The sequence below is a fragment of the Nocardia sp. XZ_19_231 genome (genome assembly GCF_015355705.1).
Classification (GTDB): Bacteria; Actinomycetota; Actinomycetes; order Mycobacteriales; family Mycobacteriaceae; genus Nocardia; species Nocardia salmonicida.
The window spans coordinates 466057-480685 of the sequence record NZ_JACUZI010000002.1 but is presented as its reverse complement, the minus strand read 5'-3'; the positions used below and the strand labels follow the sequence as shown (position 1 = coordinate 480685).

The following is a 14629-nucleotide window of genomic DNA, read 5'->3' as shown; positions in this document are numbered from 1 at the left end:
TTCTCTACGAGCATCCGCAGTTGCGCAGGGCACCCGCCACCGCGTCGAGCGCCGGCCTGCTGAGCTCCGGCAACCGGTCGTTCGACATGAGTGCGAAGGTGAGCACCCGGCCGTCGCGGTCGAGTACATATCCGACCAACGCGCTGGCCACACTCAGAGTTCCGGTCTTGGCCCGCACCCACCCCGCGCCCTGCCGGTTCTGGGTGACGAAGCGCGGTGCGAGCGTGCCGGTGCCGCCCGCGACGGGCAGGTAGTCCAACATCGGCGCGAGAGCCGCTGCGCGCGGGTCGTTTTCGGGCTTGGCCTGCGTTCCGGCAGGTGCCACCGCCGCGGCGCCGGTCGGCTCGGCTGCGGTGGCGATGATCGAATCGAGCAGCTTCGGCGTTACCCGGTCATCCACGGAAAGCCCGCTGTTGTCGGCCAGATGCAGCCCGGTAACATCGAACCCAGCCGCCGTCAGGGCCGCCGAGGTAGCCGCCACAGCTCCGGCGAAGGACGCCGCCTGTCCCGACGCCACCGCCAGCTCACGCCCGATGGTCTCGGCCAGCACATTGTCGGAATGAATCATCATGTCGTGCAGCCGAACTCGCAGCGGCGCCGATTCGACCTTCGCGAGCTGGACCCCGCTCTGCGCAGCCGGACCGACCCGCACGGCACCGGGATCGATACCGAGCTCGGCGGCCAGCGCCCGACCCGCGTCGAGCGCGGGGTTCGCGGTGCGCGGGGAATAGTCGGCTGAAGGATCGAACCGGCCCCCATCGATCATGATCGGTTCGATCGGCGTGATCGACCCTTCCGGAATGTCGATCGGATCCCAGCCGGAGGCCATCGTCGGCCCCGTGTAAGCGGAGGTGTCGACCACGATCGCCTTCGCCTGCTTCCCCGCCGCCCGTACCTGCGCGGCCAGATCCGAGATCCGCGCGCCGTCGGTGTAGTAGCCGCCGGTGGCCCGCGTGGTCAGCGTCGGATCCCCACCGGCTACCAGCACCAGCTCGCCGGGCGCACCGGCGACCACCTTCGTGGCCACCCGCTGATCATCGGGCAAGGTGAGCAACGCGGCCGCGACCAGCATGATCTTCGCCGTCGACGACGGAATCATCGCCTTGGTCGGGTCCTGACTCCACAGCACCGCTCCGCTGCTCGGATCGGTCACCTGACCCGCGAACGCACCGAGATCGGGGTTCCCGACCACCGGAGCGAGCGCCGCGGCGATTCCCGCCGCCGTCGGCGCCGGCGCGTCCGATCGAGCGGGCGCCACCTCGGGAAACACCTGACCCGTGTCCGGCGGCGGCGCCACAGTGAGCCCGCCGTGCCGGAATTCCGGCGTCCACGGACGTGCGATCGCCGCGAAACCGCCCGCGATCACCAACAGCGCGACGATCACCGCCGAGAACCAGATCCAGCGGGACCCGCGGCGCCCCTGCACCTGCGATCCCGGATTGCTGCCGCTTGTACCGACCACGCCCGTGTCTCCCTCAACGCCGCCCGACACGCCTCGACTGCGCGACTACAGCCGCCTGCCGCACCGGTGTACCAGCACACCACACTATCCTCGTTGCGCAACGGTTCCCCAGAACGATCTGGCGATTCGGCACAGACCAGCACCGAACGAACAAGGAGATGGCGTGGAGTTCGACGTCACCATCGAGATTCCCAAGGGTTCTCGGAACAAGTACGAGGTCGATCACGAGAGCGGCCGGGTCAAGCTCGACCGGTACCTGTACACCTCCATGGGCTACCCGGCCGACTACGGCTTCATCGAGAACACCCTCGGCGAGGACGGCGACCCGCTCGACGCGCTGGTGCTGCTGCCCGAGTCGGTGTTCCCCGGCGTGATCGTCGAGGCCCGCCCGGTCGGCGTGTACCGGATGACCGACGAGGCCGGCGGCGACGACAAGGTGCTGTGCGTGCCCGCGGGCGACCCGCGCTGGAACCACATCCAGGACCTGGGCGACGTCTCGGAGTTCGAACTGTCGGCGATCAAGCACTTCTTCGAGCGCTACAAGGATCTCGAGCCCGGCAAGTACGTCGAGGGTTCGGAGTGGCTGGGTCGCGCCGAGGCCGAGAAGATCATCGACGAGTCCTTCGCCCGGCTGAAGGAATCCGGCCACTGAGCCGATAGCCCAACGAAAAACGGGAAGTCCGAAGAATTTTCGGACTTCCCGTTTTCTGTCAGTACCAGATGTACAGATCCCAGCCGTCCCAGGTCTCCGTGCACTCCCAGTAGTACCCGCCGGTGTACGGATCCTCCCCGGCCGCGCGGCACTGGTAGAGCTCGTAGTACGTGCCGTAATAGGTTCCATACGGCGCCGCGGCAGCACTGCCCGCACCGACCGCCGACACCCCGGCGACGGTCGCGACGGCCAGCAGGGCGGCGGCGATAGTGGATTTGATGCGCATGTTGTTTCTCCTGACGCGTGCAATTTCGACTTCTCGAAGTTATTGCGGCGCAGCGGTTCGAACAGCCACCCCTAGGGGTAGGTTCACTCTCCCCTTGGTCGCTTCACCTACCCCACCCTCGGGTTGGTAGTGCTGGCACCACCTTCGATTCGGGCGTGCGCGGCATAGGCACGGCCCCCGCCCGTTCATAGGCTCGAATCATGCAGCTCAACACCACTTTTTCGAGTAAGTCACTGCGTGCCTTCGCGGCCGGAACCGGATTGCTCGCACTACTCGCCGTCACGGCGTGCGGGCCCGAGAACAGCGCCACCGCGGCGCAACCTGATCGTCCCGAGATCCGGCAGGCGCTCGAATCGGTGGTGCAGGCGGGATTCCCCGGCGCTCAGGCCGTGATCACCAGTGCGGCAGGCGAACAGACCATTACCGCTGGGGTCGGCGATATCGCCTCCGGTGCACCGATTCCCGACAACGCGTTCGTCCGAATCGGCAGCAATACCAAGAGTTTCGTCGCGACCGTGGTCATGCAGTTGGTCGCCGAGGGCAAGGTCGACCTCGACGGCCCCGTCGAACGGTACCTACCCGGCGTCGTCCGAGGCAGCGGCAACGACGGCAACCGCATCACCGTGCGCCAACTGCTCCAGCACACCAGCGGCCTACCGGACTACCTGGCCGGTGGCGATCCCAGCCTGCGCGCCGCCCCCGGCACGCAGCAGATTACGCCCGACCCGGAAGTCATCCGCCTACAACACTTCTCACCTGCCGAGCTGGTCCGCATCGCGATGACGATGCCGCCGCGCTACGAACCCGGCGCCCGCTCGGTCTACACCAACACCAACTACATCCTGCTCGGCATGCTGATCGAGCAGGTCACCGGCCGCCCCGCCGCCACCGAGATCACCACCAGGATCATCGAGCCACTCGGCTTGCGCAACACCTACTTTCCCGCTGCCGGCGACATCGGCGTGCGCGCGCCACACCCGCGCGGCTACCAGCAAATCGACGGCACCCGTATCGATTTCACCGATTTCGATCCCTCCTGGGGCGATACCGCGGGTGCGATGATCGCCACCGGCTCGGATCTGAACCGCTTCTTCCTCGCCCTGCTGGACGGCAAGCTGCTGCCCGCGGCGCAACTGGAACAGATGCGCCAGACGGTGCCGTTCGATCGAATGCCCTCGGCTGGTTACGGTTTGGGCCTGGTCGAGCAGACCACCTCGTGCGGTAAGAAGACCGTCGCGCACGGCGGCAGCATCCCCGGTTTCGACACCCGTACCGGCGTCACAGCCGACGGCGTCGCGATAACCATCACCGTGAACGAGCTGCCGAACAGCAAGGAACAGGCAGAGGTTGTCGAGCGGGCCTTCGACACCGTGGTGTGCGCCTCGTGAAACGCGCGATCATGGCCGTCGCGGTTTCCTCGATCGCCGCCGGATTACTCACCGCTACCACGGCATCGGCCGATGTCGACCCGCTCGACCGCTTCCGCCACCAGTCGCTCACCTGGCAGCCCTGCGACGATCCGCGCCTCGATCCCGCGGGCGCCCGGTGCGCGGAGGTGACCGTGCCCGTGGATTACTCGGCGCCACAGGCGGAAACGATGACCGTGGCCATCTCCCGGCTCCCCGCCACGGACCCGGCGAAACGTCGCGGCGTGCTGCTGTCCAATCCGGGCGGCCCCGGCGCTCCCGGTCTCGACTTCATGATCGACGTGCGTGAGGGGATGGGCTCCGACGTTCGTGACCGCTACGACCTGATCGGCATGGATCCGCGCGGCATCGGCCGCTCCACTCCGGTGAACTGCCGCTGGCAGCACGGGTTCGGGCTGGAGTCGGCCGGTCTCGACGGTGTCGGTTTCGCCGAAAGCGTTGCCCAGCAAGCCGAACTCGCCGCACTGTGCGCGGCGAACGAGGGGCCTCGGCTGAACCACATCACCACGCGCAACACCGCTCGCGATATGGACGTCATCCGCGCCGCCCTCGGCGAAGACCGGATCAGCTACTTCGGTACCTCCTACGGCACCTACCTCGGCGCGGTCTTCTCCCAGCTGTTCCCCGAGCGCAGCGACCGGTTCGTCCTCGACAGCGCCGTCGACCCCGAGCACTACGGATCGGTCGGAATGATCCGCGCCATGGGCCCGGCCAACGAGGCAGCGTTCGACCGATGGGCCGACTGGGTGGCCGCGCACAATGCCAAGTTCCGTTTCGGCGCGGATCGTTCCGCGGTCAGGCTGACCGCGCAGGACATGGTCCGCCGCGCGAACGACCGGCCGATCCGGATCGGCGAGTTCACCGTCGACGAACACAGCCTGCCGATGGTGCTCTATCGCGGGCTCGACGACCCGCGCAACTATCCGCTGCTGGCGCGCCAGATCCGGCAACTCGCCGACGCCGCCGACGGCATGCAGGTGCGGCCCGAACCCGAGCTGGCCGCCTCGCTCGCCTTCATGCTCACCGCACAGCCGCGCGACTACTCACCTGCGCTGGCCGTCCTGTGCGGCGATGTGGAGGTACCGCGCGATCCGGCCTGGTACTGGCGCAATATCGAGGCGAGTCGCGCCGATCAACCGCTGTTCGGCGCGTTCGCGAACAACATCCCGCCGTGCGCGTTCTGGGCGCCCCCGGTCGAGCGGCCGACCGTGATCGGCAATGCGCTACCGAGCCTGATCGTCCAGTCCACCGACGACACCCGCACCACCCACGCGGGCGCGCAGGCCATGCACCGGGCAATGACGGGGTCACGCATGGTGACCTTGGAAGACGTTGCGGTGCACTGGATCTACGGCAATTACCCGAACACCTGCGTGGACACGACGGTCAACACCTATCTCCGCGACGGCACGCTGCCCGACACCGACCTGATCTGTCAGGACGATCCGGGCCGCGAGTCCAGGTAGGCCAGTACGGCGAGGACCCGGCGGTGGCCCGATTCGTCGGCGGCGAGCCCGAGCTTGGCGAAGATGCTGCGAATGTGTTTGAGCACAGCGCCTTCGGTGACGACCAGGCGTGCCGCGATGGCCGAGTTGTCCTGTCCTTCGGCCATCAGCGCGAGTACTTCGCGTTCGCGGGCGGTCAGCGTGGACAGCGGATCGTCGGCCTTGCGGCGCACCAATAGTTGCGCGATCACTTCCGGGTCCATCGCGGTGCCACCGGCCGCGACGCGGTGCAGTGACTCGAGGAACCGGTCGACCTTGCCGACCCGTTCCTTGAGCAGGTATCCGACGCCGCCGCCACCGTCTCCGAGCAGTTCGGAGGCGTAACTGTCCTCCACATAGGAGGACAGTACGAGCACCGGCAGCCCTGGGTGGACGGTCCTGGCGCGCACCGCGGCGCGCAGGCCGTCATCGGTGAAGGTGGGCGGGAGCCGCACGTCCACCACCACCGCGTCCGGCCGGTCGGCGCTGACGATCGCGAGGAAATCATCGGCGTTGTCGACGGCGGCGACCACGTCGATTCCGGCCGTCTTCAACAGCAGGGCGAGACCTTCCCGAAGGAGGGCGTCGTCCTCGGCGATCACGACCCGCACGGCAACTCCACCCGCACCACAGTAGGCCCACCGGCGGGGCTGCTCAGCGTCATCTGCCCGTCGAGCGCCTCGGCCCTGCGTCGGATGCCGGCCAGACCACCGCCGTCGGTCACCCGCGCCCCGCCCACGCCGTCGTCGCGGATCTCGACGGTGAGCAGATCGGGCGGCCCGCCCAGTTCGATCGACAACGTGTCGGCGCCGGAGTGTTTGGTCGCATTGGCGATGGCCTCGGCAATCACGAAATAGGCGGCGGCCTCCACCGCCATCGGCCGGCGGGTGATCCCGTTCGTCTCGAGCACGCACGGGATCGGACTTCGCGCGGCCAGCGCGGAAACGGCACTGTTCAGGCCCCGATCCGAGAGCACCGGCGGATAGACGCTGCGCACCACATCGCGGAGTTCGGCCAGGGCCGCCGATGCCGTGTCCTGCGCGGTCCGCACCATCCGGTCGGCGGCATCGGAATCACGGTCGCGCAATTGCTCGGCCAGCCCCAGTTGCATGATCACCGCCGCGATCCTGGCTTGGGCGCCATCGTGCAGATCGCGTTCGATGCGGCGCAGTTCGGCACCGTGCGCGTCCAACGCGGCGGCCCTGGTCGCGGTCAGTTCGGCGACCCGATCGGCCAGCAGGGCGTTCTCATCCGGTGCGAGCAACGCGGCCGCCACCCGGGCCTGCGCGTTCGCCGCCTCGGGCGCACGCAGCGCGAGGGCACCGTAGACGATGCCGATCACCGCGCTCACCACGGCGGCGATCCACGAATCGATGACGATGCCGCCGCTCGACACGTCACCCTGGCCCCCCGCGGCCCAGTAGCTCGAAATAGCCAGGTGCTGCACCGCGCTCAGCGGCAGCGCCACCGCCAGCGCGGCCAGTGGCAGTCCGATGATCCCGTGCAGCACCAGCCACCCGAGATCACGCCGATTCGCCGGATCGGCGGCCAGCGTCGCGAGCTGATGACGCAGGTCGCCGGTCAACGGCTGATAGGCGGGCACGATCGGCGTGCCAAGCCGTTTGCCCGCCCTGCGTCGCTCGACCCCGAGCAGTGGCCGGATCAGTTTGACCGCCTCCGGCCACGCGGGAATCCCGATTCCGATCAGGCTCGCGGCCGCGACGATCGCCAGCGCGACCACCGCGAACAACGAGAGGACCCCGGTCAGCCCGCCGACCACCAGATAGCCGACAGCGGCGGGCAGACGACGTAACCGTCGCACTGCACCGCCGCTGCCGAATCGACTCACCCGATGATCATGCCGGGGGCGCACCCGTCCCCGGGCGACCACCCACCTGGTCGTCACGCCGATCTTCGGTGGGAGCACTGGACTGCGCGACGGTGTCGACCAGCGCACCGACTCCTTCGGCGGCCTTGGCATCGCCGTCGGACTGGATTCCGCCCGACATGCGCAGCGGAACTTCCTTCCAGAAGAACACGAGCAGCAGTGCGATCAGGGCCACCGCGGCCGCGACGAGAAACACCGTCGACATCGAGTCGGCGAAGCCCACCTGGAACGGCTTGGCCAGTTCGGGGTCGAGCTGCTGGATGATCGAGCTGTCCTGCAACACCTGGCCCGCGGCCGACGTGTCGTGTGCGAGCAGACCCTTCGCCAGGGCCGCGTCGGCCGGGTTGGCGCTCTGCGCGCCCTCGATCACAGCCTGCTGATAGGCCGGATCGGACGCCGACCGCTGCATCTGCTCGGTGATGTTCGGGGTGAGCAGCGAGAACAGGATCGACAGGAACACCGCGGCGCCGAGGGTACCGCCGATCTGGCGGAAGAAGGTCGCCGACGCTGTCGAGACGCCCATGTCCTTGGGCGGCAACGCGTTCTGCAGTGCCAGGGTCAGCGGCTGCATCAGGTTGCCGAGGCCGAAGCCGGTGGCCGCCATGAACAGCATCGCCAGCCACAGCGGGCTGTCGGCGTCGAGCAGATGGAGCAGGAACAGCCCGAGCGTCAGCATGATCGCGCCGATCACCGGGAAGGCCCGATAGCTGCCGGTCTTCGAGATCAGCCGACCCGAGAGAATCGAACCGGTCATCATCCCGAGCACCATCGGGAGCATCTGCAAGCCTGCCTCGGTCGGCCCGGCGCCGCGCACCACCTGCAGGTACTGCGGAAGCAGCAGCATGCCGCCGAACATCGCCGCACCGACGACGAACGAGATCACCACGCCGAGCGTGAACGTCACGTCGTCGAAGATCCGCAGCGGGATCAACGCCGCGTCACCCATGAACTTCTCGACCGCCACGAACCCGATCAGGCCGATCACGCCGATCGCGTAACAGAGCACCGAAGACGTACTACTCCAACCCCATTCGCGGCCCTGCTCGGCCACGATCAGCAGCGGAACGAGTCCGACAGCGAGCACCACCGCGCCCGCGAAGTCGATGCGATGGGTGGCGTGTGGTTTGCGCGGCAGGTGCAGCACCCGGGTCACCACCACCAGGGCGAGCAGCCCCAGCGGCACGTTCACCAGGAACACCCAGCGCCAGCCGGTGATGCCGAGGATGGTGTCCTGCCCGGCCAGCAGACCGCCGAGCACCGGCCCGAGCACACTCGAAATGCCGAACACCGCAAGGAAATAGCCCTGGTAGCGGGCACGCTCACGGGGCGCGATGATGTCGCCCATGATGGCCAGCGCCAGCGACATGAGTCCGCCGGCGCCGAGACCCTGGAACGCGCGGAACGCGGCCAGCTGATACATCGAAGTGGCCAGCGTGCACAGCAGCGAACCGACGATGAACAGACCGATCGCGGCAAGGAAGAACGGCTTACGGCCGAACATGTCCGAGAGCTTGCCGTAGAGCGGAGTGCTGATCGTCGCGGTGATCAGGTAGGCCGTGGTGGCCCAGGCCTGCAGCGAATAGCCGTCGAGATCGTCGGCGATGGTGCGAATCGACGTCGACACGATCGTCTGATCGAGCGAGGCCAGCAGCATGCCGAGCATCAGCCCGGACAGGATGGTCAGGATTTGTCGATGGGTGAAGCCTGCCGGTGATTCCACCGGGGCCGCGATTGTCGTCACGAAACGTTCTCCGTAGTGCTCAGTGCGGGCGGCTGGGTCAGCAGGACCGGGCGGGCCTCGTCGTAGTCCTCGACGAACCGCGTCAGCAGTCCGGCGAAGAGCGCGCGATCGTCTGCCGACCAGTCCTCGGTGATGATGGCGACGGAGTTCCGGCGCCGTGACCGGATCCGATCGGCGGTCTCGCGCCCGTGATCGGTCGCCTCGAGCACGGTGGCCCGCCCGTCGTCGGGGTCGGCGGTGCGGACCACCAGGCCACGCTCTACCAGCTGCGCGACCTGCCTGCTCACGGTCGACGCGTCCGAATGCACCGCCTCGGCGAGCGCACCCGAACGCATCGGCCCGTCACACACCAGCCGGAACAGCACGACGAACCCCGCGGGATCTATCCCCGAGCGGTCCTTGATCTGGGCCATCGCCCGGTCGCGCAGCCGGTGCAGGCGCACGAGCTGGATCGCGATCGCGTCGATCGCGGGCTCACTCTCACTCACACTTTTACCTTTACTTGCATCAATCAATTAGTTGTGTGATGCAAGTATGTAGGCAGAACGGTCACCGGGGCAACCGTTTGAACTGCCTTTACTCTCCCTTGAACTCCGGCGCGCGCTTCTGGAACACCGCCGAAATCGCCTCCGGCAGGTCCTTCGACGGCAGGAACGCCGCGTTCCACGTCGACACATATCGCAGGCCGTCGGCCACCGCCGGGCTGGTCCGTTGCTCGAGCACGTCCTTGATGCCCTGCACCACCAGCGGCGGGTTGCCCGCGATCTCGCGCGCCATCGCGTGCGCGGCGGCCAGCACGGCCTCCTGATCGGCGAACACCTCGTTCACCAGACCCATCCGCTCGGCCCGCGCCGCGTCGATGTCCTTGGCGGTGAAGGCCAGCTCACGCAGATTGCCCTCGCCGATGATGCCGGGCAGCCGCTGCAGCGAACCGATATCGGCGACGATCGCCACCTTCGCCTCACGCAGGCTGAACTTGGCGTCTTCGCTGGCCAGTCGAATATCGGCCGCGGCGATCAGATCGAGGCCACCGCCGATGCACCAACCCGACACCGCCGCGATCACCGGCTTGGTGCACTCGGCCAGCGCCGTCACCGAGGCCTGCATCCGGCGGACCTCCTTGAGGAACTCCGTGCGCGGCGCCGCCTTCGCGTCGTCGGCCAGTACCGGCGCCAGCATCCCCGCGGTCGCGGCCAGGTCGAGTCCGAACGAGAAATGCTTGCCCGACCCCGTGACGACCACGGCCCGCACCTGCGGATCGGCATCGAGCTCGGCGAAGACCTCCGGCAGCTCACGCCAGAAGTCGGGTCCCATCGCATTGCCCTTACCCGGACCGATCAACGTGACCTGGGCAACGTTGTCGGCGATCTCGACGGTAAAAGCCTTCCATTCACTCATGCCCCGATTATTGCCACCACGCCAACATGCCGCCCACTCAGCCCCGACCCCGACCCATAGGGAGGGGCCGGACGCGCAGCGGCCGGGTTCGCGGCCGTCCCGTCGATCAGGTGCCGTTGCGTAGGCGACGAAGGAGCAAGCAACGGTGCCTGATCGACGGGACCGGCGGGGCCGCGAACTCGAGTTCGCCAGAACTCCAAGTAACACAGCGTATTTCCCGCAATCGACCTACTCTGGGTGTATGCGCAGGTCGTCATTGCCGCCGGTCGCATGCCGGGTCGCGGAAACTCTCATCGCCCGCGGGCACCACGGCGTCATCGTCTGCCCCGAGACGCCGTCCCTCACCGCGGCCGACGCCGCCCGCGCCATGGGCGTCCATCCCGCCGCGATCCTCACCGCCCAGGTCTTCCTCCTCGACGACGACCCGGTCCTGCTGCTGGTAGCCGACCACCACCACGTCGACCTCGCCCGCACCGGCAAACGCCTCGAAGGCACCCTCACCCCCGCCCCCACGGCCCTGGTCGAACGCATCACCGGCCAACCCATCGACGGCACAGCCCCCCTCGGCCACCCCACCAACCTCCCCACCTGGGTAGACACCGCCCTGGCCGCCCACCCCGAAGTCTGGGCAGCAGGCGGCCACCCGAACACCTTGTTCCGCACCAACTTCCGCGAACTGATCCGCATCACAGCGGGCCTGCCGATCGACATTGATTGAATTCGGGTTCTGATCCCGACCGGGTGAGTTGGATCAAACGGACACAGTGGACGTGAGGACGCGCGGTGGACGGGCGTAAGTTGGGGCGGTGGGCGATGTGCAACCTTCTGAGACCGGACTGGTGGTTCCCGATGATCTGAGCGGGATAACGGCTGAGCAGTATCGGGGCTCTATGCGGCACTATCCGGCCGGCGTCACGGTGGTGACGCTCGGAGCCGAGAGTGGACCGGTGGGCTTCACGGCCACCTCGTTCGCCTCGCTGTCACTGGAACCGCCCCTGGTGTCGTTCAACATCGCGCACACGTCATCAAGCATCGACGCGTTGCGAGCCGCGGACTCGGTGGTGATCCATTTCCTCGGCGAACACCAACAGCACCTGGCCCACCGCTTCTCCCGCACCGCAGCCGACCGCTTCACCGACCGCGCCCTCTGGACCACCCTCGACACCGGCGAACCAGTCCTGCACGGCACCCCCATCTGGCTGCGCACCACCCTCCACAAACTCATCGACCTGGGCGACCACACCCTCGCCGTCGGCCTGGTAACCCGAGTCCACGACCAAACCGAAGAGTCCCCCTCAGCAGCACCGCTGCTGTACTACAACGGCAAATACCACCGCCCCACCCCACTCGACACCTGATCGAAAGGGGATCACCTACTTTTCGCAGGCGATGCCGTCCCCATCTCGGTCCAGGTCGGAGCTGTAGCCGGGGTCGCCCCGACGAAGGGGCGCGGCACCAGCCGCTTTGGCCGCCTTGCAATTCGGGTAGGAGACGCTGGCGGGAGCGGGCACGGGGACCGGCGCGACACGCGGGGCCGGCATCGCAACCGTTGTAGTCGGCGCGGGGACAACGACGGGCGGCGGAGGCGGCGCGACAGTCGTGGTCGGCACAGCAGGAGCTACTGGTAGATCGACCGTCGTGGTCGGCGCGAGTGTCAGCGCGCTCGACGCGGTGGTGGTCGGTGCCGGGGTAGTTGTCGAAGACTTTGTAGTCGTGGAGGATTCGACAACGCGCGTGGTGGAAGTGGGCGATGTTTGTGCGGTCGGTTCGCCGTCGCTGAGACCGGCGACCACCGAGAGACCTAGCACGCCGACAACTCCGATTCCCGCCACCAACGGCCAACGCCGCTTCTTCTCGGACTGTCTGGGCGGACGTGCCCACGGATCGGGCGGCTGAATCGGTCGAGTCACTGTGTCCCCTTCGATTATCGGGCGATCTCGGGGGCTTCATCGCGACGGGTTCGACATGCGTTACCCAGCTGGAAATGCATCAAACCTGCAGTTTTTCGAATGTATCGGCCGCCGAGAACAGCTCTCAGCGGCCGATATTCGGGGTGGCCTCGTCCGGCCGGCGATTCAGCCGATCAGGCAGGGTGCCGCGCCTTCGGCGGAAGAGGCGGTGAGGGGGCGGGTTTCGGGGGTGGGGTTCCAGTGGCCGTCGGTGGCGGCGTAGGTCCAGGTGGGGCCGTTGGTGACCAGGGTGGAGACCGCGCCGATCAGGCGGTCGACGTCGGCGGCGGTGGTCCCGAGGCCGATGCTGGCCCGGAGGGCAGCGTCGAGACCGAGGCTGGTGAGCAGCGGGTGGGCGCAGAAACGGCCGTCGCGCACGCCGATGGCGTGTTCGGCGGAGAGGTAGGCGGCGACCTTACCGGGGGCGTGGTCGGCGACGGTGAAGGCAACGATGCCGACACAGTCGGGGCTGTCGGACCAGATGGTGACCAGGTCGACGCCTGCGATCGCGGACAGACCGTCACGGAGTCGGTCTGCCAGAAAGCGTTCGTGGGCAACGAGTTCGGTGGGGTCGATCGCGGCCAGCGCGTCGCACGCGGCGGCAATAGCGGCTGCGCCCAACACATTCGGCGAACCGGCCTCGTGCCGCTGCGGCGCGCAAGCCCATTCGATCTCCGACACACCGACACTGCGCACCGCACCGCCGCCCGCCAGGTACGGCTCACCCTGGTCCAGCCAATCGCGTCGGCCGACGAGCACGCCCGAACCGAACGGCGCGTAGAGCTTGTGCCCGGAGAACGCGAGATAGTCGATCCCGCTCTCGCGCAAGGAGATCCGCCGATGCGGAGCCAGCTGCGCGGCATCGACGAGGATGCGCGCACCACACAGGTGGGCGATGGTCGCGAGGCGCTCCAGCGGCAGTACCTCACCGGTGACATTGGATGCCCCGGTCACCGCGAGCAGCGCGGCGGGCTTGCTGCACAGCTCGGCGACGACTCGCTGAATCGTCTCCTCGACGGTGGCGGCGGCCCGCACCACCCGGCGACCGTGCGCGGTCCACGGCAGGAAGTTGGCGTGGTGCTCGATATCGAGCACCACGGTCTCCCCCGGCACGCACCCGGCCAGCAGGTTCAGCGAATCGGTGGTGTTGCGGGTGAACACGACGACCTGGTCGTCGTCGGCATCGAGGAACCGGGCGACCGCGCCACGGGAAGCCTCGTAGCACTCGGTCGAGATCCGCGAGGCGTAGCCCGCACCCCGGTGCACGCTGGCGTAGTACGGCAGCAACTGCGAAATCCGGTCGGTGACCTGCTTCAATGCCGGCGCACTCGCGGCGTAGTCGAAGTTGGCGTAGGAGCTGGTGCCGCCTTGAACGAGCGGAACCTGCAGGTCGGCACCGGAAACGGCGGCGATAGCACAGGTGGGGTCGATTACAGCAGTCATGACGAAATCCCGTCGGCTCAGGGACCCGCTCCAAAGAGGTGGCCCGCGCTTGCCGCGCCCGAATCGGACGTCGGCCTGGTCGTCACCCGGAGCACCCCACCGCGGAGGAGGGTTGCCGACCAGCAAGCCGGGGCTGAACGCTGGTACTCGTGACCTGGAACGAGAGTGACAGACGACCGCCGGACCTGTCAACCACCTTTCGCCGACCGCGCTCCGAGTCGCCGCCGACCGCGCACGACATCGCCCGGTTCGACACGCCGACCCGGTCTCCGACGCGATACGCGGGATTGCCCCGAGTTGCCTGCTCACACCCAGTTCTCAACCATCTACACACCCCATGATGGAGGAACCGAATGATTGGGCATCTCCACCATTTGCTAGAGTTCCCTCTCATGTCCACGAACACGAACTCCGTCCGCGGCCTGCCGCGCTACCCGGTGTACGCGCTCGGACGGCTCACCAAGGCGCTGCACGCCGAGATCGACGTCCCGTTGCGCGATCATTGGGTGCTCACCTTCATCTCCGAGAACGCAGACCTGACGCAGAAGAAAGTGGGCGACGCGCTCGGTATCGACCGCAGTGAAGTCGTCCGCCTGATCGACGCGCTGGAACGCGCCGAACTGGTCGAACGCACCCGCGACGGCAAGGATCGCCGCAAATACCGGCTGCGGATCACCGAGGCGGGGCGCAAGCAGTGCAAACGCACCGACAAGCTGATCGCCGAGGCCACCGCGCGCGTGCTGGGACGCTTGGACGAAGAAGAACAGCGGACGCTGCACCGGCTGGCGGTCACCGCCCTCGGCGAGACGCCGGAATCGCCGTCGTGAACAGCGCCGACGGCACGCGCTTGGCTGCCGTCCGGCAACACCCGCACCGAGTACCGTTGGCATCTGGTGACC

Annotated in this window: 15 protein-coding genes and 1 riboswitch; of the genes, 6 read left to right on the top strand and 9 right to left on the bottom strand. The window is 67.7% G+C overall.

Going from position 1 to position 14629, the window contains the following annotated elements:
- Nucleotides 1-4: 4 nt before the first annotated feature.
- Nucleotides 5-1462: a D-alanyl-D-alanine carboxypeptidase/D-alanyl-D-alanine-endopeptidase gene (gene dacB / locus IBJ82_RS09440; protein WP_194825565.1), complete on the bottom strand. Its 1458-nt coding sequence runs from the start codon at nucleotides 1460-1462 to the stop codon at nucleotides 5-7.
- 163 nt (nucleotides 1463-1625) lie between these two features.
- Between dacB and IBJ82_RS09435 the strand changes: the two genes are divergently transcribed.
- A complete protein-coding gene (locus tag IBJ82_RS09435) occupies nucleotides 1626-2114 on the top strand; it encodes an inorganic diphosphatase (RefSeq protein ID WP_194825564.1) in 489 nt (162 codons plus the stop codon).
- A 58-nt stretch (nucleotides 2115-2172) separates the two neighbouring features.
- Here IBJ82_RS09435 and IBJ82_RS09430 read toward each other — a convergent pair whose 3' ends face one another.
- On the bottom strand, nucleotides 2173-2400 hold the full coding sequence (locus IBJ82_RS09430; RefSeq protein WP_056819071.1) for a hypothetical protein: 228 nt from the start codon (nucleotides 2398-2400) through the stop codon (nucleotides 2173-2175).
- Nucleotides 2401-2600: 200 nt separating this feature from the next.
- Here IBJ82_RS09430 and IBJ82_RS09425 point away from each other — a divergent pair, with 200 nt between their 5' ends.
- Both IBJ82_RS09425 and IBJ82_RS09420 read left to right on the top strand, forming a co-directional pair.
- A complete protein-coding gene (locus IBJ82_RS09425) occupies nucleotides 2601-3788 on the top strand; it encodes a serine hydrolase (protein WP_194825563.1) in 1188 nt (395 codons plus the stop codon).
- The gene (locus IBJ82_RS09420; RefSeq protein WP_370585237.1) at nucleotides 3785-5293 is read left to right on the top strand and encodes an alpha/beta hydrolase; all 1509 of its coding nucleotides are present in this window, start codon (nucleotides 3785-3787) and stop codon (nucleotides 5291-5293) included. The genes IBJ82_RS09425 and IBJ82_RS09420 overlap by 4 nt, the downstream gene beginning before the upstream one ends.
- On the opposite strand, the gene IBJ82_RS09415 is transcribed toward IBJ82_RS09420, so the two are convergent.
- The 5 genes from IBJ82_RS09415 to IBJ82_RS09395 form a co-directional block, all read right to left on the bottom strand.
- The gene (locus IBJ82_RS09415) at nucleotides 5263-5922 is read right to left on the bottom strand and encodes a response regulator transcription factor (RefSeq protein ID WP_194825562.1); all 660 of its coding nucleotides are present in this window, start codon (nucleotides 5920-5922) and stop codon (nucleotides 5263-5265) included. The two genes, IBJ82_RS09420 and IBJ82_RS09415, sit on opposite strands and share 31 nt — an antisense overlap.
- A complete protein-coding gene (locus IBJ82_RS09410; protein ID WP_194825561.1) occupies nucleotides 5910-7160 on the bottom strand; it encodes a sensor histidine kinase in 1251 nt (416 codons plus the stop codon). Before IBJ82_RS09410 ends, IBJ82_RS09415 begins: the two co-directional genes overlap by 13 nt.
- A gap of 7 nt (nucleotides 7161-7167) precedes the next feature.
- A complete protein-coding gene (locus IBJ82_RS09405; RefSeq protein WP_194826189.1) occupies nucleotides 7168-8931 on the bottom strand; it encodes a DHA2 family efflux MFS transporter permease subunit in 1764 nt (587 codons plus the stop codon).
- A gap of 5 nt (nucleotides 8932-8936) precedes the next feature.
- Nucleotides 8937-9428: a MarR family transcriptional regulator gene (locus tag IBJ82_RS09400; protein ID WP_194825560.1), complete on the bottom strand. Its 492-nt coding sequence runs from the start codon at nucleotides 9426-9428 to the stop codon at nucleotides 8937-8939.
- An 88-nt stretch (nucleotides 9429-9516) separates the two neighbouring features.
- Nucleotides 9517-10338, bottom strand: coding sequence for a crotonase/enoyl-CoA hydratase family protein (locus tag IBJ82_RS09395; RefSeq protein ID WP_194825559.1), 822 nt, complete (start codon nucleotides 10336-10338; stop codon nucleotides 9517-9519).
- Nucleotides 10339-10579: 241 nt separating this feature from the next.
- Here IBJ82_RS09395 and IBJ82_RS09390 point away from each other — a divergent pair, with 241 nt between their 5' ends.
- Entirely contained in the window at nucleotides 10580-11056 is a 477-nt protein-coding gene (locus tag IBJ82_RS09390; protein ID WP_194825558.1) for a YbaK/EbsC family protein, read from the top strand.
- A 172-nt stretch (nucleotides 11057-11228) separates the two neighbouring features.
- Entirely contained in the window at nucleotides 11229-11696 is a 468-nt protein-coding gene (locus IBJ82_RS09385) for a flavin reductase family protein (protein WP_228536961.1), read from the top strand.
- Nucleotides 11697-11711: 15 nt separating this feature from the next.
- On the opposite strand, the gene IBJ82_RS09380 is transcribed toward IBJ82_RS09385, so the two are convergent.
- Nucleotides 11712-11879, bottom strand: a complete 168-nt coding sequence (locus tag IBJ82_RS09380; RefSeq protein ID WP_194825557.1) for an excalibur calcium-binding domain-containing protein — start codon at nucleotides 11877-11879, stop codon at nucleotides 11712-11714.
- 534 nt (nucleotides 11880-12413) lie between these two features.
- Nucleotides 12414-13730, bottom strand: a complete 1317-nt coding sequence (locus tag IBJ82_RS09375; protein WP_194825556.1) for an aminotransferase class V-fold PLP-dependent enzyme — start codon at nucleotides 13728-13730, stop codon at nucleotides 12414-12416.
- A gap of 40 nt (nucleotides 13731-13770) precedes the next feature.
- Nucleotides 13771-13885, bottom strand: a riboswitch (SAM riboswitch).
- A 237-nt stretch (nucleotides 13886-14122) separates the two neighbouring features.
- On the opposite strand from IBJ82_RS09375, the gene IBJ82_RS09370 reads away from it, so the two are divergent.
- Nucleotides 14123-14557 (top strand): MarR family winged helix-turn-helix transcriptional regulator, encoded by a 435-nt coding sequence (locus IBJ82_RS09370; protein ID WP_194825555.1) that lies wholly within the window; start codon nucleotides 14123-14125, stop codon nucleotides 14555-14557.
- Nucleotides 14558-14629: the final 72 nt, after the last annotated feature.

Coding starts and splice junctions, on each gene's coding strand:
- IBJ82_RS09385 (WP_228536961.1), top strand. CDS start 11,229: ATGCGGCACTATCCGGCCGGCGTCACGGTGGTGACGCTCGGAGCCGAG.
- IBJ82_RS09395 (WP_194825559.1), bottom strand. CDS start 10,338: ATGAGTGAATGGAAGGCTTTTACCGTCGAGATCGCCGACAACGTTGCC.
- IBJ82_RS09370 (WP_194825555.1), top strand. CDS start 14,123: ATGTCCACGAACACGAACTCCGTCCGCGGCCTGCCGCGCTACCCGGTG.
- IBJ82_RS09390 (WP_194825558.1), top strand. CDS start 10,580: ATGCGCAGGTCGTCATTGCCGCCGGTCGCATGCCGGGTCGCGGAAACT.
- IBJ82_RS09430 (WP_056819071.1), bottom strand. CDS start 2,400: ATGCGCATCAAATCCACTATCGCCGCCGCCCTGCTGGCCGTCGCGACC.
- IBJ82_RS09375 (WP_194825556.1), bottom strand. CDS start 13,730: ATGACTGCTGTAATCGACCCCACCTGTGCTATCGCCGCCGTTTCCGGT.
- IBJ82_RS09425 (WP_194825563.1), top strand. CDS start 2,601: ATGCAGCTCAACACCACTTTTTCGAGTAAGTCACTGCGTGCCTTCGCG.
- IBJ82_RS09380 (WP_194825557.1), bottom strand. CDS start 11,879: ATGCCGGCCCCGCGTGTCGCGCCGGTCCCCGTGCCCGCTCCCGCCAGC.